The organism is Nocardioides campestrisoli (assembly GCF_013624435.2).
Lineage (GTDB): Bacteria > Actinomycetota > Actinomycetes > Propionibacteriales > Nocardioidaceae > Nocardioides > Nocardioides campestrisoli.
This window is the reverse complement of sequence record NZ_CP061768.1, coordinates 3,455,203-3,475,600: the sequence shown is the minus strand read 5'-3', so window position 1 is coordinate 3,475,600 and position 20,398 is coordinate 3,455,203. Positions and strand designations below refer to the sequence as shown.

The following is a 20,398-nucleotide window of genomic DNA, read 5'->3' as shown; positions in this document are numbered from 1 at the left end:
CGGCCGGCCCCGGCTCCGCCAGGAGCAGCCTGCGGGTCGCCTGCGTCCGGGGCTCCGGCCACGTGAGACGCTGCCGCCCATGGGGGACGTGGGGCCGAGCGTGCTGTGGAGCTCGCTGGTGGAGCTGGGCTCCGACCTGGACGAGACCGAGGTCCTGCGCCGGACCGTCGAGGCCGCCTGTGCAGCCACCGGGGCGGGCCGCTGCCGGCTGGAGGTGCTGGCCGCCGACGGACGGGTCCTGCGGGTCCTCACCGAACGGGGCCGCTGGTCCACCCGGCCGCCGCGCAGCGCGGCGCCGGTCGAGCGGATCGTCGAGCAGGTCGTGGTCGACGGGGTGCCGGTGGCCCGGGTGGTCGGCTGGAACAAGCTCGGGGACGCCGCCTTCGACGACGACGACGCCGGACGGCTCGCCCTGGTGGCGCTGATGGCGGGCACCGCGCTGCGCCACACCCGGGTGCGGGTCGAGAGCGAGCGGCGCCGGCTCGGGCTGGAGGCGGCCCGCGAGGTCGCGCGTGCGCTCAGCTCCTCGGACTCCGGGGAGGACGTGCTCTCGGTGCTCAGCGGCTCGCTGCGCCGTGCCCTGGCCGCCACCGGCGTCGGCCTGCTGGTGCCGCACGCCACCGGCGTCCACGACATCCAGGCCATCGACGTGGGGCGGGGGTACCTGCCGCGCAGCCGGACCCTGTTCGCCCTGGCCGGCCCGCGGATCAAGGAGATCCTGCGGACGGGGGAGGAGCAGGTGCTCACCTTCGACGACGACCTGATCGCGGTCCTGCCGGTCGAGCCGAAGGCCGGGGGCAGGCACCTGCTGGGGGCCTGGTGGACGGGGCGGACCGAGCCGGTCTCGTCCGAGGAGCTCGCCCTGGTCCGGATGTTCGCCGACCAGGCCAGCATCGCGATGGACCAGGCGCGCGCGCGGCACGACCGGGAGCAGCTGCTGCTGGTCAGCGAGCGTGAGCGCATCGCCCGGGACCTGCACGACGTGGTGATCCAGCGGATCTTCGCCACCGGGCTGCAGATCCGCGGCCTGCGCCGGCACGAGGACGTGGCGAGGATCCGGGCCGGGATCGAGCGCGGTGTCGGCGACCTCGACCTGGTCATCCGCGACATCCGCACCACCATCTTCCAGCTCGAGCACGGCACCCGGCCCAGGCTGCGCCGTGACGCCCGGTCCCTGGTGCGCGAGTACGTCCCGGTGCTGGGCTTCACCCCGGTGGTGCTGGCCCAGGGCGACCTGGACACCGAGGTCGACCCGGTGGTCGCCGAGCACCTGCTGGCGAGCCTGCGCGAGCTGCTCTCCAACGTGGTCCGGCACGCCGAGGCACGGTTCTGCCGGGTCGAGGTCGGCCTGCACGACGACTGGGTCGTCCTGGAGGTCCAGGACGACGGGCGGGGGGTCGACCCGGAGGCGCCGCGCAGCGGGCTGGAGAACGTCGGCCTGCGGGCCGCGCTGCTGGGCGGGACGATGAGCCTGGAGACGGCGCCCTCGACGGGGACCCTGGTGCGCCTGCGCGTCCCGGTCAGCGCTCCGCCGGGTCCCCAGCTCCGTGCGCCGGCTGGTCGGAACCGGCCTCCTCGGGCGCCCGGAGCGGTTGGGGAGCAGGACGCGACGCCGTCATCTGGATCAGGACGTTGAGCCCCGCCCAGCACAGCGCCACCGAGATCAGGTAGCGGGTCAGGGCGGCGTCCAGGGGCAGCGTCCCCTCGACCAGGGAGAGCCACAGGGCGGGGGAGGAGACGACCGCGGCCGCTCCCAGGACGAAGCCGTTCAACGGGCCCACGCTCATCGGGGCACCCCTGTCTGGGTGAGGGCGCGGTCACCGGTGACCACGCCGACGGACCGGACCTGCCCGCTGCCGCTGAGCTCGGAGTAGGAGAGCACCGGCAGCCGGTCCAGGGTGGGACGGACCAGGCGGCGCAGGGCGGCGCGGATCTGCGGGGCGCAGACCAGGACCGGACGCTGGTCGCGGTTCTCCGCGTCGGCCGCCAGCCCGGCCAGCTGGACCAGCACCTGCTGGCCGGTGTCGGGGTCGAGGGTCAGCACGGCGCCGGTCTCGGTGGCGCGCATCGACTCGAGCATCCGGTGCTCCAGCTGCGGGTCGAGGCTGATCACGTGCACGTTGCCCTCCTGCAGGTACGGCGCCACCACGGCGGGCCCGAGCGCCTGCCGGGCGGACTCGACGAGCCCGTCCAGGTCCTTGGAGACCGCCGCCCGCAGCGAGAGCGCCTCGAAGATCCGGACCAGGTCGCGCACCGAGATCTTCTCGTCGAGCAGGGACTGGAGCACCCGCTGGACCTCGCCGAGGCTGAGGTGGGTGGGGGTCAGCTCCTCGATCACCACCGGGTGCGTCCGCTTGACCACGTCGGTGAGCAGCCGAACGTCCTCGCGACCCAGCAGCCGGGCCGCGTGCTGGGTGACGACCTCGGCCAGGTGGGTGGTGATCACCGAGGCCCGGTCGACCACGGTGGCACCGGTGATCTCGGCCTGGCTGCGCAGCTCGGCGGGGATCCACTTGGCCTCGAGGCCGAAGACCGGCTCGACGCCGACCTGCCCGGGCAGGTTGCCGAGGTAGTCGCCGATCGCCATCACGTGGCCCGACGGCGCCTCGCCGCGGGCCACCTCGATCCCGAACAGGGTGATGGCATAGGTGCGCGAGGGCAGGTCGAGGTTGTCGCGGGTCCGGACCGGCGGGACCACGATCCCGATGTCCGAGGCGACCTTGCGCCGCAGCGCCTTGACCCGGTCCAGCAGGTCGCCGCCGACGCTCGGGTCGACCAGGTCGATGATGTCGGGCGCGAGCTCGAGACCGAGCGGGTCCACCTGGATCTCGGCGGCGAGCTGCTCGGGGGAGTCGGGGTTCGGTGCGGCCGCCAGGGCCTGCTGCCCCTCCTCCAGTGCCGGGTCCGGGGGCTTCGGCACCCGCGTGGAGGCGAGCAGCATCAACCCTCCGGCGAACAGGAAGGGCAGCTTGGGCAGGCCCGGGATCAGGCACAGCGCGAAGGCGGCGAAGCCGGCGATCCGCAGCGGCATCTGGTTGGCGGTGATCTGCCGGATGATGTCGCTGCCCATGTCCTCGTCGCCGGCGTGCCGGGTGACGACCAGGCCGGTGGCGACCGAGAGCAGCAGCGCCGGGATCTGCGAGACCAGGCCGTCGCCCACGGTGAGCAGGCTGTAGGTCTGGATCGCCTCGCCGAACGGCATGCCCATCTGCGCGACGCCGATCGCGAACCCGCCGATGAGGTTGACCAGGGTGATCACGATCGCCGCGATCGCGTCGCCCTTCACGAACTTCGACGCACCGTCCATCGCGCCGTAGAAGTCGGCCTCGGCGTGCACCTCGGCCCGCCGGCGACGGGCCTGGTCCTCGGTGATCAGGCCGGAGTTCAGGTCCGCGTCGATGGCCATCTGCTTGCCGGGCATCGCGTCCAGGGTGAACCGCGCCCCCACCTCGGCGACCCGGCCGGCACCGTTGGTGATGACGACGAACTGGATGATCAGCAGGATGGTGAAGACGATGATGCCGACCACGAGCGAGCCGCCGACCACGAAGTGGCCGAAGGTGTCGATCACCTTGCCGGCGTAGCCGTCGAGGAGCACGAGCCGGGTGGCGCTCACGTTGAGCGCGAGCCGGAACAGCGTCATCACCAGCAGCACGGCCGGGAACGAGGCGAAGTCGAGCGGCCGGGTGACGAACATCGCCACCATCAGGATCAGCAGTGCACCGGTGATGTTGAGGGCGATGAGCATGTCGAGCACCACCGCGGGCAGCGGGACGACGAGCATCACCACGATGCAGACGATGCCGATCGGCACGCCCAGCTGGGTCAAGCGCTTCACGCCACGGTCCTCTCGGGGGGTCACCACATCCAGGTGCGCCCTCCGTGGCGCGGCCGGCACCATCCTGGTGCCGCACGGTTCCTATCGGCCGTCGACGACCGGTGCTGAGGACTTTCGCCGACGACCCGCAGCCAGCACCGGCGGCAGGTCCGCCTCGTGCCGGGGGCTGCGGTGCTCTCCGCCGTGGTGCCCGCGGGTACGACGGCTGATCACGAACGCCAGCACCTGGGCCACCGCGGCGAAGAGCTCGGCCGGGATCTCCTGCCCGACCTGCGTCGACCGGTGCAGCGCCCGGGCCAGGGCGACGTCGCGGACCAGCGGCACCCGGTGGGCGGTCGCCTCCTCGCGGATCCTGGCCGCGACCGCGCCGGCGCCGCGGGCGACCACCACCGGCGCGCCGCGCTCGGGCTGGTAGCGCAGGGCCACCGCCACGTGCGTGGGGTTGACCAGGACGACGTCGGCGGTCGGCACGTCGGCCATCATCCGGTTGCGCGAGGCGGCCATCTGGCGCGACCGGATGGCGCTCTTGACCAGCGGGTCCCCCTCGGTGTTCTTGTGCTCCTGCTTGACCTCCTGCTTGGTCATCCGGGTCTGCTTGCCGATCTTGCGGCGCTGGAAGGCGTAGTCGGCCACGGCCATCACCAGGCCGGCCACGGCCACGTTGCGGATCAGGCCCAGCGCCTCCTGGGAGATCACGTCGAGCACCACCGGGATCGGCACCAGGCCGCCGAGCAGCGGCATCATCGTGCGGATCACCGAGTAGGCGAACAGGGCGACCACCGAGCTCTTGATCAGCATCTTGGCCCCCTCCCACAGCGCCTGCGGCCCGAAGACCCGCTTGGCGCCCTGGATCGGGTTGAGCTTGGACAGCTTCGGCTTGACCGCCTTGGTGGCCAGGTAGAAGCCGCCCTGGGCCAGTGCGCCGGCGACCCCGATCACCATCACCCCGGAGGCCAGGGCCAGCAGCGCCACCGCGACGTGCCACAGCCCGCCGCTCAGCAGCTCCATCGCCACCGCGGGATCGGGGTCCTCCACCGCCCGCAGGGAGCTGACCAGCAGCTTCTCCAGCGAGCGCATCTCCGCGCCGAGCAGCAGCGGGAGCGCGAGCCCCACGGCGAGCATCGAGGCCCAGCCGCCCAGCTCCTGGGTGCGCGGGACCTGGCCCTCCTTGCGGTTCTCCTTCTTCTTCCGCGCGGTGGGTTTCTCGGTCTTCTCCTCGCCCTGGCTCACGCCGCTCTCACCCCCCGCCCGCGATCGTGGCCATGGCGTCGTTGGCGAGGGCGACCAGCCGCTCCATCGCCTCGGGCAGCACCGGGAAGGAGAGGCCCAGCAGGAGCAGGGTGAGGCCGATCTTGGCCGGGAACATCACGTTGATCGCGTTGAGCTGGGGCGCCACCTTGGTGAGCAGCGCCAGGCCGAGGTCGGCGACGAAGAGGACCGCGATCATCGGCAGGGCGATCTGCACCGCGGTCACGAAGAACATCCCGAACGCCGTGGTCAGCAGGCCGGGGGCGCCCTCGGTGTCGGGGGTGCTGCCCAGGGGGAGCAGCTCGAACGTCGAGAGCAGGCCGCCGATCACCAGCAGGTGCCCGGAGGTGGCGAAGAGCAGCATCGTGGCCAGCATCGAGTGGAACTTGCCGAAGACGGTGTTCATGTTCATCCCCAGCGGGTCGAACCCCTGGGCGAGCGCGAATCCGCCGAAGACGTCGACCAGGGCACCGGCGGCCGAGACCGCCTGGAAGAGCAGGAAGGTGACGAAGCCCATCGACACCCCGACCAGGACCTGGGTCACCGCCACCACCACCAGGTCCCAGGTGTCGGTCCCCACCTGCCCGGCCAGGCCCGGCGCCACCAGGAAGGCGAGCCCCAGGGCGAGCACCACCTTCGCCATCGACGGCACCGAGCGCGAGGAGAACGGCGGCACCACCGCGAGCCAGGCGCCGATCCGGAGCGAGGCGAGCAGGTAGGCGATCAGCTCCTGGCCGGCGATGGTGAGGGTCACGGCGGGGATCGCCTAGGAGAGCATCGAGGGCAGCGCCTCGAAGAGGTCGAGGGTGAAGGTGACGAGCGTGTGCAGCATCCAGTTGCCGCTGACCAGCAGCGCGACCCCGACCCCGACCAGCTTGGGCACGAAGGAGAGCGTGAACTCCTGGATCTGGGTCATCGACTGGAACAGCGAGATGGCGAAGCCGATCACCAGCGAGGTGACCAGGATGGGCGCGGAGAGCTTGAGCGCGACCACCATGGTGCGCAGCGCGATCTCGATGACGACGGTGTCGGTCATCCTGGCCCTCCGTAGCTGGAGACCAGTGAGGTGATCACCAGTCCCCACCCGTCGACCAGGACGAAGAGCAGCAGCTTGAACGGCAACGAGACCATCACCGGCGGCATCATCATCATGCCGAGCGCCATCAGCGCGCCGCTGACCACGATGTCGATCACCAGGAACGGGATGAAGATGATGAAGCCGATGATGAAGGCCTGCTTGAGCTCGCTGAGCACGAAGGCCGGCACCAGGGTGGTGGTCGCGACGTCCTCGCGGTCCTCGGGCAGGTCGCGCCCGGCGACGTTGGTCAGCAGGGTCAGCTCCTCGTCGCCGGTCTGGTCGAGCATGAAGCCGCGCAGCGGCTCCAGACCGTCCTCGAAGGCCGCCGCGGCGGTCTTGTCCCCGTCCAGGTAGGGCTGGAGCCCGACGTCGTTGATGTCGGAGAGGACCGGGCCCATGATGAACAGGCTGAGGAAGAGCGCGAGCCCGGCGAGCACCTGGTTGTTCGGCGTCTGCTGGAGCCCCAGCGCGTTGCGGGTCAGGCCCAGCACCACCAGGATCTTGGTGAAGCTGGTGCAGGTGAGCAGGATCGCCGGCAGCAGCGAGAGCAGCGTGAGGGCGACGATCACCACGACGGAGTTGCTGGGTGTCTCGGTCAGCCCGTCGAGCTCGATGGTCACCGAGCTCTCGGGGCCCGACGGCCCCTCGGGACCTCCGGGGCCGACAGGTGAGAGCGCAACGTCGGCGGAAGCGGCCCCGCCCACGGCGCCGAGCAGGAGGAGCAGGAGCACGGCGGCCAGGAGAGCGGCGGCCAGCCGCGAGAGCAGCCTCATGGGCGGTGCCTGCCGGGGACGCCCGGGTCGTCGTCCCGGTCGCCGGAGCGGTCGCGACGCAGGGCGGTGAGCGCCTGGCGCCAGGTCTGACGCGACAGCACGGAGCCGGAGAGCGGACCACCCAGGTGCCCGCTCAGCGGCGGCGTCTCCGGGGCGAACCGGGGCGCCTCGGCCGGCGGGTCCACGGGCAGGACGCCCTCGGCCATCGCCTCGTCGTCCAGGAGCTCCTCGGGGTCGAGCTCGGTCAGCAGGGTGACCTGCTGCTCGGTCGTGCCGAGCACCAGGACCCGGCTGCCGACGGTGACCACGGCGACCGACGAGCCCCGGGTCAGGGGCTGGCGGTGCACGACCTGCACCAGGGAGCCCGCGCCGCCCTTGAACCGGCGTGCGCCGAAGCGGGCCAGCAGCAGGAGCAGGCCGAGGACGACGGCCAGCGAGAAGACCAGCCGGAGGGCGAGCTCGAGCACGGCTCAGGCGCCCGCGTCGTCGACGATCTCGGTGATCCTCAGCCCGAAGTCCTCGTCGATCACCACCACCTCGCCCCGGGCGATCAGCCGCCCGTTGACAAGCAGGTCGGCCGGGCCGTCTGCGGCGCGGTCCAGCTCGAGCACGGCGCCCGGCGCCAGCGCCAGCAGGTCGCGGACCGCCATCCGGGTGCGGCCGAGCTCGACGGTCACCTCCATGTCGACGCCGGCCAGCATCTCGATGCCGCGCTGGGAGGCCAGGGCGGGGCGAGGCGCGGCGTCGAAGGACGGGACCGGCGTGGGGGCGCCGTACGAGAGGGGACCGCTGAGCGGGTCGCCGAGGGGCGTCCCGGCCGGGGCGAAGACGGCGGTCGGCTCCGCGGTGCTGGGCACCGCCGCCACGGCGGTCACCAGCGCCGAGTCGCCGATGAGCACGGCCGCCTCGATCCCCTGGCCGACGAGCGGGACCGCGGTGAACGGGCCGCCGAGGTCGGCCGGGACCATAGCCAGCTCGACCGCGGTGGCGGCGCGCGCCGTGCAGCCCAGGGCGGCGGCGAGCGCGTCCAGCGCGGGCTGGGTCGCGGCGGGGAGGTCGAGACCTCCGAGCGGGCTCTCGGCCAGCGCCCGGACGAACTCGTTGCCGACCAGCACCGCGGCCCGGTGCGTCCGGCCGTCCGACCCTTCGAGGCTGGCGATCGCCGCCCCGGCGAAGGCGTTGGTGACGTGCTCGTTGCCGGGCTGGGTGGCCACCGCGCTGAGCGGGGTCACCGAGGGCAGCACCCCGGCGGCCGCGGTGGCGGCCGCGAGGGCCAGCGTCGGGTCCGGGGTGTGGGCGGTGGTCATGCGTTCTCCTTGGGGTTGCCCACGATGAGGGCGGCGAGCCGGGGGCCCTTGGCCCCGGCGGTGGCGTGGGCGAACGTGGTGTCGTCGACGCAGACGTCCAGCGGTGCGGACGCCGGGTGCGCGAGCCGGATCACGTCCCCGGGCTTGAGCTGCCCGAGGGCGGCCGGGTGCAGCGAGGTCGGGCGCAGCCGGACCGACGCCTCGACGGGCACGTCGGCGAAGCGCCGCTGGAGCAGCGAGGCCGCCTCCTGGCGCTTGACCTGCTCGCGCTCGGAGACCGGCGCCGGCGCAGCGGCCTTGGTCAGGTGCGGCAGCAGGCCGTTGAACGGCAGGCAGAGCGTCATCTTGTGCACGCCCTCGCCGATCCGCACCTCGAGCTCGACGACCACCATCACGTCGGCGGCCCCGGCGATCTGGGCGAACTGGGGGCTGTACTCGATGCCGGCGGGGAGCAGCTCGAAGTCGGCGATGGCGGCCAGGCCGTAGCGCATCTCGCTGAGCAGCCGGTCGGTCAGTCCGCGGATCACGCCGGACTCGATCTCGGTGAGCGGGCGCACCGGCTGGGCCGGCCCCCCCGGTCCGCCGAGCATGTGGTCGATGCAGGCCATCGCGCCGGGCAACGGCAGCTCGAGCATGCCGAGCCCGTTCATCGGCTCGGCGGTCAGCTTGATCATGTACGTCGGGGCGTGCAGCGAGTCGATGTACTCGTCGTAGCTGAGCTGCTGGATGGAGAGCAGCTGCACCGAGCAGACGGTGCGCAGCCAGGAGGTGAAGACGGTGGTCGCCTGCCGCGCGAAGGAGTCGAAGCCCAGCTGGAGGATGCGGGAGTGCTCCCGGCTGAGCTGGATCGGCCGGCGGAAGTCGTAGGCCACCGGCACGCTGGTGCGGTTGCGACGGCGCGCGCGGACGCCCGACGTCCCGCTGGGGGGCGCGGCCGAGGCGGCAGAAGGGGTCACGTGGAGTCGTATCGGCCCTCGCCGTCGACTCCTGAGTGTTTTGGACTAGACCAATCGGGTCCCCTGCGTCACAGCGTCACAGCGTCACAGCGTCACAGGGTCACCGCTCACTGGGTGACGAACTCGGTGTAGTACACCTCCAGCACCTCGCCGTGGTACGCGTGGTCGAGCTTCTCCAGCAGCTGGCCGCGCAGCTCCTCGCGCTGCTCGCCGCGGACCAGCGCGGACATCTCCAGGCCGCTGAAGATGCTGATCGCCGCGTCCATCGCCTTGCTGCCGTCGACCTCGTGGGCGCCCTCCTCCAGCTGCAGCGCGAGGCCCAGGCGCAGGTAGTGGCCGCCGGCCAGGTTGAGCTGCATCGACTCCAGCGCCATCACCTCGCCCGGCACCGGCTCGGAGGGGCCCGAGGGCTTGAGGAAGAAGAACCAGCCCGCCCCGCCCACGGCCAGCACCAGCACCAGCACGAGGAGCAGCTTCTTCCTGCTCTTCTTCTCCGGCTCCTCCGGGGCGGCGGGAGCCTGGCTGGCGGGGGCCGGCGGCATCGCGGTGACGGTCATGTCCTGTCTCCTTCGGGGGCGGTACGGGCTGCGGCCTGCTCGAGCAGCTCGCGGGTCTCGGCCGGCAGCGCGGAGAGCACCACGATGTCGACCCTCTTGTTGATCCGCTGGGACCCGGGCTCCTCGGGGTCCATCAGCGGCTTCTCGTGCCCGAACGCGGAGGCGGTGAGGCGCTCCTCGGGGATCCCGCGCCCCTCGCTCAGGTGGCGGAGCACGGTGATGGCGCGGGCGGCCGACAGGTCCCAGTCGGAGTCGTAGTACCGCGGCTTCACCGGCACCTGGTTGGTGTGCCCGTCGATCTGCAGCGGGTCCTCGGCGCGGGCCAGCACCGGTGCCAGGGCGTCGACCACCTGGCGGCCGCGCGGGGTCAGGTCGGCCCGGTCGGCCTCGAAGACGATGTGCCGGGACACGAGGCTGACCACCAGTCCGCGCCCGTCGATGGTGGTGACCACGTCGCCCTCCAGGCCCTGCGCGGCCAGCGCCCGGACCAGGCGGCGTCGCAGCTCCAGCAGCCGGTCGGCCTCGGCCTCGGCCTCGGCGTACCGGCGCTGGGTCCGCAGCCGCTCCTGCTCGGCCACCGCGCGGCTGACCGCCTCCTGCTGCTCGGGGCTCAGCTCCTTGTACTGCGCGGGGGTGAGCGTCTTGACCGCGGCGCTGCCGGGGTTGTCGAGCAGCGACTCCGACCCGTCCATCACCACGGCGGACTGGCCGAACCCGGCGGCCAGGCCCTCCTTGAGGGCGCTGAACTTCTTCTCGTCGACCTGGCTCATCGCGAACATCACGATGAAGAGCACCATCAGCAGGGTCACCATGTCGGCGTAGGTCACCAGCCAGCGCTCGTGGTTCTCGTGCTCCTCCTCGAGCTCCCGCTTCGGGCGGCCCATCAGGCGGCCTTGTTCTGGGCGGCGGCCTCGGAGGCCGGCAGCAGCGAGGTCAGCTTCTGGGCGATCACCCGCGGGTTGGCCCCGGCCTGGATCGCCGCGACCCCCTCGATCGCGACCTCCATCCGGTTGCACTCCAGCTCGCTGAGGCGCTTGAGCCGGGCGGCGATCGGCAGCCAGATCGCGTTGGCCGAGCAGACCCCCCACAGGGTGGCCAGGAACGCGGCGGCGATCAGGTGGCCGAGCTCCTCGGGCTGGGCCAGGTTCTCCAGCACGTGCACCAGGCCCATCACGGTGCCGACGATGCCGATCGTGGGGGCGTAGGCCCCGGCGTCGGCGAAGAACTTGGCGCCGTGCTTGTCCTGGGACTTCTTGGCGTAGACCTCCGCCTCCAGGATCTCCCGCACCTCGTCGGGGTCCGTGCCGTCGATCGCCAGGGTGACGCCCTTGACCAGGAACGGGTCGTCGATCTCGCGCAGCGACTCCTCCAGGGCCAGCAGCCCGTCGCGGCGGGCCCGCTCGGCCAGCTGCACCACCACCGGCACCAGGTCGGCCGAGGAGGCCGCCTTGCCGGTGAAGGCGCGCTTCAGCGAGCCGATCGCGTTCTTCCCGTCGGCCACCGTGCCGCCGGCGAAGCAGATCGCCAGGGTGGCGCCGAAGACCAGCAGCATCGGGGGCAGCAGGATCATCGAGGCGGGGTTCCCGCCCTCCAGCACGTTGGAGATGATGATGATCGCGAAGGCCAGGCCGATGCCGATCAGGGTTGCCGGATCCATCAGGGCTCCCTGATCTCGACGCGGCGGGCCTCGACGCCGCCGGCCTCGACCCGGTCCTCGAGTCGGTCCTCGAGTCCGGGGAGCCGGGAGACCGGTGCCAGCCGGGCGGAGGTGGGGCTCGGGAAGAGCTGCTCCAGGTCGGGCGGCACCATCGAGGAGAGCGCGACGATCTCCGACCGGAAGCCGCGGATCGCGGAGACGACCTGCGCCATCGAGTCGGCGACGACGTACTTGGTGCCGTCGGTCAGCGTGATCACGGTGTCGGGGGTGGCGTCGATGCGCTCGATCAGGTCCGAGTTCAAGACGAACATCGTCCCCGAGAGTCGGGTCAGCATGATCACGATCAGCACCATCCTTGGGCGTGGAACCCAGGGCCGTCCGTGGCCCTGCACCTGTCCATTCGGCCGGGACGTCGCCGACCTGAGGGCTTCGGGCCGGTCCGTCCCACCCCGCGGGGCAGCAGACGGACCGGCCGGCCCGGCGTACGTCAGCGCTTGATGTTGACGAGCTCCTCGAGCACCTGGTCGGAGGTGGTGATCACCCGCGAGCTGGCCTGGAAGCCGCGCTGGGCCAGGATCAGGTTGGTGAACTCCGCGGCCAGGTCGACGTTGGACATCTCCAGCGACCCGCCCTTGACCGTGCCGCGACCGCCCTGGCCGGCGACGCCGACCTCGGCCTCGCCGGAGTTCGCGGTGACCCGGAAGCTGGTCTCCCCGACCTTCTCCAGGCCTTGGGGGTTGGTGAAGTCGGCGATCGCGATCTGGGCCAGGCCGCGCTGGATGCCGTCGGAGAACAGTCCGGTGACCTTGCCGTCGCTGCCGATCGAGTACGAGGTCATCTCCACGCCCGCCGGGACGGCCGGCACCGCGTTGGCGGTGTTGCGGGTGACGTCGATCAGGGGCCCGGTGGCGGCGCCGTCCGCGTCCAGGGCGTAGCCCTGCACCCGGTTACCGGTGGGGGAGACCAGGGTGCCGGCGTTGTCGAAGGAGAACGCCCCGGCCCGGGTGTAGAGCGTCTCGTTGCCCTTGCGGACCACGAACATGCCGTCACCCGACAGCATCAGGTCGGTCGCCCGGCCGGTGGTCTGCTCCGACCCCTGGCCGAGGTTGGTCACGGTGGCCGCGAGCTGGACGCCGAGCCCGACCTGCACCGGGTTGGTGCCGCCGTTGTTGTTGGGGTTGGCCGCGCCGGCCCCGTTCATCACCTGGCTCAGGGTGTCCTGGAAGACCGTGGTGGAGGACTTGAAGCCGGTGGTGTTGGCATTGGCGATGTTGTTGCCGGTCACGTCGAGCATCGTCTGGTTGACGCGCAGCCCGGAGATGCCGGAGAAGAGAGAACGAAGCATGGTGGTTACCTCACGTGGTGGGAAGGGACGGTTCAGGGGGTGGGGGCGGAGGCGCCGTCGGTGACCGTGGCGACGAGCGCGAGCGGCACCTCGGTGCCGTCGACGTCGAGCACGGGCCCCTGGGCGCCGAAGGTGACTCCGCTGACGGGACCGCTGCCGGCGCTGCCGTCGGGGTTGGTCCAGGAGACGTGGCGACCCACGAGCCCGGCGGCGCCGAACGCCATCTGGGTCGAGAGCAGCAACGCCGTCTGGTCGGCCACGGCCTGCATCTTCTCCAGGGCCGTGAACTGCGCCGACTGGGCGAGGAACGCCCCGGAGTCGGCCGGGTTCAGCGGGTCCTGGTAGCGCATCTGCGCCACCATCAGCTGCAGGAACATGTCCTTGTCGTTCTGCGCCGACTGGGTCGACGTGCTGGCCGGAGCCGGGCCGAACATCCCCGGTGCCACGGCCTCCGTTGCCTGGATCGACACGGGTTCCTCCTCACACGGTCACGTCGATGCCCGTGGCACGGGAACGGCTGACCGGGTCGTGCGGCAGGGGGTCGACCCCTGGTCCGCGGGTGGTGCCGTCCGTGGCGTTTCTTCCCTCACGCGTCCCTGCGTGGTGGTCTGTGGGCCCCCGGTCTCCGCCGGGGGATCGCGCGTCCTCGCGCTGCTGGCCCGTCGAGGCGGGCAGCGGCTCGGGCGCGCTCGGGTCGCGGACCTGGATGCGGCTCTCGCTCGCACCCGTCAGCTCCAGCAGCCGGACCAGCTCGGGTGCGCCCTCGAGCAGCGCGTGCCGGGCCTGGTCGCCGGCCGCGAAGCTGACCGTGACCTCGCCGTTGCGCACGGTCAACGTCACCCGGACCTCGCCGAGCGCCTCGGGGTTGAGCTGGAGGGTGATCCGGTGGGTGCCGTTGCCGCGGCTGACCAGGCTGGTCACCTCGCCGAAGACCTGGCTGGTCACGTGCGCGCTGCTCGCAGGAGCGGCGGGGGCGGGGGCGTCCGGGGCGGCCGTCGGGGCGACTGCGGCCATTCCCGCCGGCAGCACCAGCGCGCCGGGCTGGGCGCCCTCGGTGGTCTGGACGGCGGTCTGAACGGGGGGCTGCGCCGGGGTCGCGAGGGCCCCGGTGGCCGTGGTGGCCGCGGTGGTCTGCCCGAGGGGCGAGGGGGTCTCGGTCGGGCCGTCCGCGAGGAGCGCCGGGGAGGTCGTCGCGGCGGTCGCCGTCTCGGGGGTCTGCACGGTGAGGGTCGTCTCGGTGGTCAGCCCGGGCGTGCCGGCGGGCACGGGCCCGGTCGGCAGGCTCGGCAGCAGGCCGAGAGCCGACTGGAGCGCCCACTCCGGCACGGGGGTCTGGGAGACCTGCGGGACCTCGGGGGTCTGGGCCACGACCTCGGGCTCCTCGGTGGCGCCCGGCTGCTCGGCGTCCTCGGTCTCCGGGATCGCCGGAGCCGCCGGAGTCTCGCCCGCGGTGGCCGAGCCCGCCTCCGGGGCAGCCTGCGGGACCGGCTCCTGGCCGGGGAGCGCAGCCATCAGCAGCGCCAGGAACGGGGAGGCGTTCTCCGCCGGCACCGGGAGCCCCGTGGGCGCGGTGGGCGGGGTCGCCAGCAGCGCGGTGGTGGCGCCCGGCAGACCGGCCAGCGTGCTCATCGAGCACCTCCGAGCGCCGTCATGATGGAGGAGACGTACTTCTGGGTCTCGGCGTACGGCGGGATGCCGTCGTAGCGCATCACCGCGCCGGGCCCGGCGTTGTAGGCGGCCAGGGCGAGGTCGGTACGACCGAACCGGTCCAGCAGGTCACGGAGCAGCTTGGCGGCCCCGTCCACCGCCTGGGTGGGGTCGAAGGAGTCGGTGACCCCGAGGCCCTGCGCCGTGGCCGGCATCAGCTGCATGAGTCCCTGCGCACCGGCGGGGCTGACCGCGGAGGGGTCGAACCCCGACTCCTGGCGGGCCACGGCGGCGAGCAGGGCGGGAGCGACCCCGTGCCGGGCGCCGGCACTGGCGAAGAGCCCGGCGAACGGCGTGCTGGGAGACATCGCGCCGGACAGGGGCGCGACCGGGGCGGCCCCGCCGAGCGCGTCGGCCCCGGACGTGCCGGTCGCGGCGTCGGGCAGGATCCGGCGGATGACGTCGGGCGTGGTCGGCACGTCGATGATCCGCACGTCCAGGCCCGTCCGCGGAGCCTCGATCATCTTCCCGCCGCCGATGTAGATGGCGATGTGGTCGACCCCGTTGTTGCGGCTCGAGTTGTCCCAGGCGATCAGGTCGCCGGGCTGGGCCTCGGACATGCTCGCCACGGGTCGGCCGGAGGCGGCCTGCTGGAAGGAGACGCGCGGCAGGTCGTAGCCGAGGTTCTTGTAGACCAGCTGCACCAGGCCGGAGCAGTCCAGGCCCTTGGTCGGGTCGGTGCCGCCCCACACGTAGGGCAGACCGAGGTACTTGCGAGCCTCGCCGACGACGTCCGCCCCGGTCACCGAGCCGGGGGACGCGCTGCTCGGCACCGGACTGGCCCCGGCGCTCTGGGCGCTCGGCGCGGTCGAGCCGCCGGCCACCAGGTCGCCGAGCGCCTGGCCCAGGGAGGCGGAGAAGTCGGTGCTGCCGGTCGAGCGGGGGGCGAGCAGCGCCAGCTGGGACTGGATCTGGGCGATCCGGCTGGTGACGTCGGCGACGGTCATCGCGCTGCCCCCTGCTGCCTGGTCCACAGCTGGGCGGAGATGTCGTCGAGCTCGCGGGCCTCGCGCCGGGCGCGCTCGGTGCGCCTGGCCTCGGCCCGGCGCGCCAGCAGGTTCTCCACCGCGGCGAGCCGGGTGCGGTCCTGGCCCCAGTGGGCAGCCGCGCTCTCGGCGATCCGCTGTGCCGCCGCGACCTCCTGCTCGGCCCGGGCGATGGACTCGCCCAGCCCGAGCAGCGAGCCGCGCAGAGCCAGGTAGGACCAGGTCTCCCCGGAGGTCCACGCGCTGCTGTCGTGCAGCTGCTGCTCCAGGGCGTCGAGCCGGGCCTGCTGACGGTCCCGCTCGGCGGTCGCCTGCTGGAGCCCGAGCCGGCTGTCGCGCTCACGGACCGAGCGCACCCTCTCCACCGCCCGCATGCCGCGGTCGTGCGTGCTCGTGCTCATCGGGCCACCAGCTCGTGCAGGCGCGCCCAGGTGGCGACGGTCGGCGTGCTGTCGTCCATCGACTGGCGCAGGAAGTCCTCGATCTGCGGCATCAGGGTGAGCGCCGCATCGGCGTCGGCGTCCGCACCACGCACGTAGGCGCCGATCTCGACCAGCTCGCGCACGTCGCGGTGGGCCGCGAGCATCCGGCGGAGCCGGGTGGCGTCGGCCCGCTGCTCGGGCGTGGTGACCGCCCCGGTGACCCGGGAGATCGACTCGAGCACGTCGATGCTGGGGAAGTGGCCCGAGGTGGCCAGCCGGCGGGAGAGCACGACGTGGCCGTCCAGGATCGAGCGCGCGGTGTCGCCGACCGGGTCCTGCATGTCGTCGCCCTCGACCAGCACGGTGTAGAGGCCGGTGATCGAGCCGGTCGCGGCGGTGCCGGCCCGCTCGAGCAGGCGGGGGAGCAGGGCGAAGACGCTCGGCGGGTAGCCGCGGGTGGCGGGCGGCTCGCCGGCGCTCAGGCCGATCTCGCGCTGGGCCATGGCGACGCGGGTCAGGCTGTCCATCATCAGGACGACGTCGCGGCCCTCGTCGCGGAAGGACTCCGCGATCCGGGTGGCGACGAACGCCGCCCGCAGCCGCTCGACGGGCGGGGCGTCGGAGGTGGCCACGACCACCACGGAACGGGCCAGGCCCTCGGGGCCCAGGTCGTTCTCCAGGAACTCCCGGACCTCGCGGCCCCGCTCGCCGACCAGCGCGAGCACGCAGACCTCGGCGTCGGTGCCGCGGGCGATCATCGACAGCAGGCTCGACTTGCCGACCCCGGAGCCCGCCATGATCCCGATGCGCTGGCCGCGGCCGCAGGGGGTGAGCGAGTCGAGGGCGCGCACGCCCAGGCCGAGCTGCTCGGTGATCCGGGGCCGGGAGAGCGCGGGGGGCGTCGGGTGGTCGACGCTGACCAGGGGCAGGTGGTCCAGCGACGGACCGTCGTCGAGCGGACGGCCGAGGCCGTCCAGGACGCGGCCGCGCAGCTCGTCGCCCACCCGGATCCGCAACGGGCCGCCGGTGTGCTGGACCAGCGCCCCGGCGCGCAGCCCGGTGGTGGGTCCCAGCGGCAGGCAGACCAGGCCGGCGGAGCCGGAGGCGGCGACCTCGGCGAGCACCGGCACGCCGGTGGTCGACTCGACCTCGACCAGGTCGCCCACGGCGGCGGCGAGGCCGCCGACCAGCAGGTGCAGGCCCAGGATCTCGCTCACCCGGCCGAGCCGGGCCGGGGCGAGGGCGGCCAGGGCAGCCTCGGCCCGGGCGGAGGTCAGGACGCTCATGCCAGGGCCTCGCGGACCCGCGCCATCGCGCTGCTCACCCGGAGGTCCAGGGCCTGCTCGCCGACCTGGACCACCGCGTCCGCGGGCTCGAGCGCCTCGTCGGCGACGACCCGCACGCCGCGGGCGACCAGGTCGGCCACGGCCGGGTGCCCCAGGTGCCCGGGTGCGAGGTGGACCGAGGCGATCGGCTCGGTCGGCGTCAGGGCGAGCACCCGGCGTACGACGTCGGCGCCGCTGGCCACGGAGACCTCCCGCGCGACGAGCTCCTCGGTGAGCGCCCAGGCCAGCTCGGTGCCCTGGGCCTCCAGCCGCTCCACGGTCGAGGAGACGGCGGCGTGCAGCTGGGCTGCCGCGGACTGCAGCGCCTCGACGGCGGCAGCGTGCTCCAGGGCGCGCTCGCGCTCGGCCCGGGCCCACCGCTCGGACTGCTCCTGGGTGGCGACCGTGGCCTCCTCGGCCGCCTCACGACGACCCTGGGCCCAGCCCACGGTGTAGCCCTGGGCGCGGGCGGCGGCCCGGGCCTGCTCGGCGACCGCGGAGAGCGTGTGCTCGGCGACCGGGTCGCCCAGGAGGCTGTCCGGTCCGAGTCGCGTCCACTCGCCGCGGCGCAGCTCCGGGGGCCGCAGGCGGGTGACCCGGGGCTCAGTCGACGAACTCATCGTCGCTCCCTCGCCGCACCATGATCTGGCCGGACTCCTCGAGCTTGCGGATGGTGCGGATGATGCCCTGGCGGGCCTCCTCCACCTGGGTGAGGCGGACCGGTCCGAGCAGCTCGACCTCCTCGAGCAGGTTCTCGGCGGCGCGCTCGGAGAGGTTGCCGGTGATCTTGGCTCGGACGGGGCCCTCGTCGATGCCCTTGAGGGCCAGGGCGAGGTCGGAGCCGTTGACCTCGCGCAGCACCTGCTGCACCGAGCGGTCGTCGAGCATCACGATGTCCTCGAACATGAACATCTTGCTCTTGACCTCGTCGGCCAGCGCGGTGTCGAGCGCCTCGAGCCCCTCGACGATCTGCCGCTCGGTCGACCGGTCGGAGCGGTTGATGATGTTGACCAGCGGGTCCAGCCCGCCGACCCGGGACATCTCGGCCGGCTGGAGCATCGAGGAGAGCTTGCGCTCCAGGGTGGTCTCCACGACGTGCACGATCTCCGGCGAGGTCCGGTCCATCACCGCGATCCGGTGAGCGACCTGCGCCTGCTGCTCCGGCGGGAGCCCGGAGAGCACGAGCGAGGCCTTGTCCGCGGTCATGTGGGCCAGCACCAGCGCGATCACCTGCGGGTGCTCGTCGGCGATGAAGGAGCGCAGCTGGGCCGGGTCGGCGCGGAGCAGGAACTGGAACGGCATCTGCACCGCGGCGGCCTGCAGCCGCTCGATCACCTCGGCGGCGCGCTCCTCGCCCAGCGACCCCTCGAGCAGCTGGCGCGCGTAGTCCAGACCGCCCTTGGCGATGTGCGCGCGGGCGGTCAACAGGTCGCGGAACTCGCCCATCACCTGGTCGGACTCGTCGGCGGAGACGTACTGCAGGCGGGCGATCTCGGAGGAGATCTGCTCCACCTCCTCGGTGGACAGGTGGCTGAGCACCTCGCTGGCGCGCTCCCGGCCGAGCTGGATCAGCAGCACGGCGGTCTTGCGCAGGCCCTTGGTGGCGACGGTGGTCATCAGGGACGCTCCACCAGCCAGCCGCGCAGCAGCTGCGCGACGTCCTCGGGCTGACGCTCGACCAGGGCGGTGAGCTCCTCCCGCAGGTCGTCGGCCTCGTTGCGCTCGGCCGACTCCAGCGCCACCATCGCGGCGCTGGTCTCCATCACCGGCTGCTGGGCGCGGGTGGCCTGGTCCAGGCGCAGCTGCTCGACGACGTACGTCGTGGCCTCGGCACGCGCCTTGGCCCGCTTGCGGCCCTTGAGCCAGGCCAGCAGCAGCATCAGCGCGACCAGCGCACCGAGACCGCCGTTGCGCAGCATCTCGTTGCGTGCCGCCTTGGCGTCGGCCGCCGCGGCTGCCTCCAGCTCCTGCTGGGCGGCCTCCTCGGCGCTGCGGTCGAAGGCCAGGGTGGCGACCTCGATGGTGTCCCCGCGGTCCAGGTCCTCGCCGATCGCGGCGGCGATCAGGTCGCGCACGTCGCCGGCGCTGACCTTGACCGGCGCGTTGGCGTCCAGCGCGATGCCGATGTGCAGCGACTCGACCCCTCCGGGTGCGGCCTCGCGGGTCTCCACGACCTGGTTGACCGCGTTGTCCTCGGTGGTCGTCTCCTTGTTGTAGGCGCCCTCGCCGTTGCCGGGCTGCTGCTCCATCTGGCCCTCGGGGCCGACCGGGCCGCCGGCGCCGGCGTTGCCCGCGGCGCCGCCGTTGTAGGTCTCCCGCTGGCGCGAGCGCGACAGCGGCTTCGCGGCGGGGTCGGACTGGTAGGTGGTGCTGGTGCTGACCGACTTGTCGAAGTCGAGGTTGGCGGACAGGGCCACCGTGGAGTTGCCGGGGCCGATCACGGTGTCCAGGGTGCGCTGGATCTTGGCGCTCAGGTCGTCCTGGTACTCCTCGACCGCCTGGGCGCGGGTGCCTGCGCCGGTGCCGCTGGTGGCGTCGTCGGCCGAGAGCAGCCGACCGGTGGAGTCGGCGACGGTGACCTTCTCCGGGGCCAGGCCGTCGATGCTGGAGGCGACCAGGTGGACCACGGCCTGCACCTGCTCGGGCGCGAACGTGTCGCCGGGGTCGGTGGCCACCAGCACCGAGGCGGTGGCCGGGTCCTGCTCCTTGGCGAAGACCTGCTTGGGCGGCAGCGCGAGCCGGACGACGGCGGTCCGCACGCCGTCGATCGCCTCGATGGTGGTGGCCAGCTCGCCCTCCATCGCGCGCTTGAAGGAGGTCTGCTCCTGGAACTGCGAGGTGGACAGGCTCTGCTCGTCGAGCAGCGAGTAGCCGCCGTCGTTGCTGGCGGGCAGGCCCTCCCCGCTGAGCGCGATCCGGGTCTCGTGCACCTGCTCCTGGGGCACCATCACCGTGGCGCCGCCGTTGCTGATCTCGTAGGGCACGCCGGTGGCCTCGAGCTCGTCGATCACCGCGGAGGCGTCCTCGGCGCTCATGTTGGAGAACAGCGGGCTGTAGCTGGGCGTGGCCGCCCAGCGGAAGACCATGAACCCGGCCAGCAGCAGGGCCAGGGTCCCCACCACGGCGACGGCCTTCTGGCCGGCGCTGAACGAGGCGAAGGTGTCCTTGAGCCGGTTCAGGCTCTGCGTCATCGTGTCCT

Annotated in this window: 22 protein-coding genes; 1 reads left to right on the top strand and 21 read right to left on the bottom strand. The window is 72.9% G+C overall.

Annotated elements, in window-relative coordinates:
- Positions 1–79 precede the first annotated feature (79 nt).
- On the top strand, positions 80–1,636 hold the full coding sequence (locus H8838_RS20240; protein WP_185994588.1) for a sensor histidine kinase: 1,557 nt from the start codon (positions 80–82) through the stop codon (positions 1,634–1,636).
- A 147-nt stretch (positions 1,637–1,783) separates the two neighbouring features.
- Here H8838_RS20240 and flhA read toward each other — a convergent pair whose 3' ends face one another.
- The 21 genes from flhA to fliF all read right to left on the bottom strand — a co-directional run bounded on the left by flhA (position 1,784) and on the right by fliF (position 20,390).
- The gene (flhA, locus tag H8838_RS16390) at positions 1,784–3,838 is read right to left on the bottom strand and encodes a flagellar biosynthesis protein FlhA (RefSeq protein WP_224766199.1); all 2,055 of its coding nucleotides are present in this window, start codon (positions 3,836–3,838) and stop codon (positions 1,784–1,786) included.
- 81 nt (positions 3,839–3,919) lie between these two features.
- Entirely contained in the window at positions 3,920–5,068 is a 1,149-nt protein-coding gene (locus tag H8838_RS16385; RefSeq protein WP_181313137.1) for an EscU/YscU/HrcU family type III secretion system export apparatus switch protein, read from the bottom strand.
- Between the two features lie 7 nt (positions 5,069–5,075).
- Positions 5,076–5,840, bottom strand: coding sequence for a flagellar biosynthetic protein FliR (locus H8838_RS16380; RefSeq protein WP_181313138.1), 765 nt, complete (start codon positions 5,838–5,840; stop codon positions 5,076–5,078).
- 12 nt (positions 5,841–5,852) lie between these two features.
- Entirely contained in the window at positions 5,853–6,122 is a 270-nt protein-coding gene (locus H8838_RS16375; RefSeq protein WP_181313139.1) for a flagellar biosynthetic protein FliQ, read from the bottom strand.
- Positions 6,119–6,937, bottom strand: coding sequence for a flagellar type III secretion system pore protein FliP (gene fliP, locus H8838_RS16370; protein ID WP_185994590.1), 819 nt, complete (start codon positions 6,935–6,937; stop codon positions 6,119–6,121). The genes H8838_RS16375 and fliP overlap by 4 nt, the downstream gene beginning before the upstream one ends.
- A complete protein-coding gene (locus tag H8838_RS16365) occupies positions 6,934–7,404 on the bottom strand; it encodes a flagellar biosynthetic protein FliO (RefSeq protein ID WP_181313141.1) in 471 nt (156 codons plus the stop codon). The genes fliP and H8838_RS16365 overlap by 4 nt, the downstream gene beginning before the upstream one ends.
- 3 nt (positions 7,405–7,407) lie before the next feature.
- Positions 7,408–8,244, bottom strand: coding sequence for a flagellar motor switch protein FliN (gene fliN, locus H8838_RS16360; protein WP_181313142.1), 837 nt, complete (start codon positions 8,242–8,244; stop codon positions 7,408–7,410).
- Entirely contained in the window at positions 8,241–9,200 is a 960-nt protein-coding gene (locus H8838_RS16355) for a flagellar motor switch protein FliM (RefSeq protein ID WP_224766198.1), read from the bottom strand. The genes fliN and H8838_RS16355 overlap by 4 nt, the downstream gene beginning before the upstream one ends.
- A 107-nt stretch (positions 9,201–9,307) precedes the next feature.
- The gene (locus H8838_RS16350) at positions 9,308–9,757 is read right to left on the bottom strand and encodes a flagellar basal body-associated FliL family protein (protein ID WP_185994591.1); all 450 of its coding nucleotides are present in this window, start codon (positions 9,755–9,757) and stop codon (positions 9,308–9,310) included.
- Positions 9,754–10,641, bottom strand: coding sequence for an OmpA/MotB family protein (locus H8838_RS16345; protein ID WP_181313143.1), 888 nt, complete (start codon positions 10,639–10,641; stop codon positions 9,754–9,756). The genes H8838_RS16350 and H8838_RS16345 overlap by 4 nt, the downstream gene beginning before the upstream one ends.
- Positions 10,641–11,414, bottom strand: a complete 774-nt coding sequence (locus H8838_RS16340; RefSeq protein ID WP_181313144.1) for a motility protein A — start codon at positions 11,412–11,414, stop codon at positions 10,641–10,643. Before H8838_RS16340 ends, H8838_RS16345 begins: the two co-directional genes overlap by 1 nt.
- Positions 11,414–11,749: a flagellar FlbD family protein gene (locus H8838_RS16335; protein WP_224766537.1), complete on the bottom strand. Its 336-nt coding sequence runs from the start codon at positions 11,747–11,749 to the stop codon at positions 11,414–11,416. Before H8838_RS16335 ends, H8838_RS16340 begins: the two co-directional genes overlap by 1 nt.
- Before the next feature lie 152 nt (positions 11,750–11,901).
- A complete protein-coding gene (locus H8838_RS16330) occupies positions 11,902–12,759 on the bottom strand; it encodes a flagellar hook protein FlgE (protein WP_181313146.1) in 858 nt (285 codons plus the stop codon).
- A 32-nt stretch (positions 12,760–12,791) separates the two neighbouring features.
- Positions 12,792–13,229 (bottom strand): flagellar hook assembly protein FlgD, encoded by a 438-nt coding sequence (locus tag H8838_RS16325; RefSeq protein WP_181313147.1) that lies wholly within the window; start codon positions 13,227–13,229, stop codon positions 12,792–12,794.
- Positions 13,230–13,239: 10 nt separating this feature from the next.
- Positions 13,240–14,388: a flagellar hook-length control protein FliK gene (locus H8838_RS16320; RefSeq protein ID WP_185994592.1), complete on the bottom strand. Its 1,149-nt coding sequence runs from the start codon at positions 14,386–14,388 to the stop codon at positions 13,240–13,242.
- Positions 14,385–15,413 carry a transglycosylase SLT domain-containing protein gene (locus H8838_RS16315; RefSeq protein WP_185994593.1) on the bottom strand — a complete coding sequence of 343 codons (1,029 nt, stop codon included), beginning with the start codon at positions 15,411–15,413 and terminating at the stop codon, positions 14,385–14,387. The genes H8838_RS16320 and H8838_RS16315 overlap by 4 nt, the downstream gene beginning before the upstream one ends.
- Positions 15,410–15,853, bottom strand: coding sequence for a flagellar FliJ family protein (locus H8838_RS16310; protein ID WP_181313150.1), 444 nt, complete (start codon positions 15,851–15,853; stop codon positions 15,410–15,412). Before H8838_RS16310 ends, H8838_RS16315 begins: the two co-directional genes overlap by 4 nt.
- On the bottom strand, positions 15,850–17,160 hold the full coding sequence (locus H8838_RS16305) for a FliI/YscN family ATPase (protein ID WP_181313151.1): 1,311 nt from the start codon (positions 17,158–17,160) through the stop codon (positions 15,850–15,852). The genes H8838_RS16310 and H8838_RS16305 overlap by 4 nt, the downstream gene beginning before the upstream one ends.
- Positions 17,157–17,819, bottom strand: a complete 663-nt coding sequence (locus H8838_RS16300; RefSeq protein ID WP_181313152.1) for a FliH/SctL family protein — start codon at positions 17,817–17,819, stop codon at positions 17,157–17,159. Before H8838_RS16300 ends, H8838_RS16305 begins: the two co-directional genes overlap by 4 nt.
- Complete coding sequence (gene fliG, locus H8838_RS16295; protein ID WP_181313153.1) at positions 17,803–18,816, bottom strand: flagellar motor switch protein FliG; 1,014 nt, start codon at positions 18,814–18,816, stop codon at positions 17,803–17,805. Before fliG ends, H8838_RS16300 begins: the two co-directional genes overlap by 17 nt.
- Positions 18,816–20,390, bottom strand: a complete 1,575-nt coding sequence (gene fliF, locus H8838_RS16290) for a flagellar basal-body MS-ring/collar protein FliF (protein ID WP_224766197.1) — start codon at positions 20,388–20,390, stop codon at positions 18,816–18,818. Before fliF ends, fliG begins: the two co-directional genes overlap by 1 nt.
- Between the last annotated feature and the right edge of the window lie 8 nt (positions 20,391–20,398).

Coding starts and splice junctions, on each gene's coding strand:
- H8838_RS20240 (WP_185994588.1), top strand. CDS start 80: ATGGGGGACGTGGGGCCGAGCGTGCTGTGGAGCTCGCTGGTGGAGCTG.
- H8838_RS16375 (WP_181313139.1), bottom strand. CDS start 6,122: ATGACCGACACCGTCGTCATCGAGATCGCGCTGCGCACCATGGTGGTC.
- fliP (WP_185994590.1), bottom strand. CDS start 6,937: ATGAGGCTGCTCTCGCGGCTGGCCGCCGCTCTCCTGGCCGCCGTGCTC.
- fliN (WP_181313142.1), bottom strand. CDS start 8,244: ATGACCACCGCCCACACCCCGGACCCGACGCTGGCCCTCGCGGCCGCC.
- H8838_RS16350 (WP_185994591.1), bottom strand. CDS start 9,757: ATGACCGTCACCGCGATGCCGCCGGCCCCCGCCAGCCAGGCTCCCGCC.
- H8838_RS16345 (WP_181313143.1), bottom strand. CDS start 10,641: ATGGGCCGCCCGAAGCGGGAGCTCGAGGAGGAGCACGAGAACCACGAG.
- H8838_RS16340 (WP_181313144.1), bottom strand. CDS start 11,414: ATGGATCCGGCAACCCTGATCGGCATCGGCCTGGCCTTCGCGATCATC.
- H8838_RS16335 (WP_224766537.1), bottom strand. CDS start 11,749: ATGCTGACCCGACTCTCGGGGACGATGTTCGTCTTGAACTCGGACCTG.
- H8838_RS16330 (WP_181313146.1), bottom strand. CDS start 12,759: ATGCTTCGTTCTCTCTTCTCCGGCATCTCCGGGCTGCGCGTCAACCAG.
- H8838_RS16320 (WP_185994592.1), bottom strand. CDS start 14,388: ATGAGCACGCTGGCCGGTCTGCCGGGCGCCACCACCGCGCTGCTGGCG.
- H8838_RS16315 (WP_185994593.1), bottom strand. CDS start 15,413: ATGACCGTCGCCGACGTCACCAGCCGGATCGCCCAGATCCAGTCCCAG.
- H8838_RS16310 (WP_181313150.1), bottom strand. CDS start 15,853: ATGAGCACGAGCACGCACGACCGCGGCATGCGGGCGGTGGAGAGGGTG.
- H8838_RS16305 (WP_181313151.1), bottom strand. CDS start 17,160: ATGAGCGTCCTGACCTCCGCCCGGGCCGAGGCTGCCCTGGCCGCCCTC.
- H8838_RS16300 (WP_181313152.1), bottom strand. CDS start 17,819: ATGAGTTCGTCGACTGAGCCCCGGGTCACCCGCCTGCGGCCCCCGGAG.
- fliG (WP_181313153.1), bottom strand. CDS start 18,816: ATGACCACCGTCGCCACCAAGGGCCTGCGCAAGACCGCCGTGCTGCTG.
- fliF (WP_224766197.1), bottom strand. CDS start 20,390: ATGACGCAGAGCCTGAACCGGCTCAAGGACACCTTCGCCTCGTTCAGC.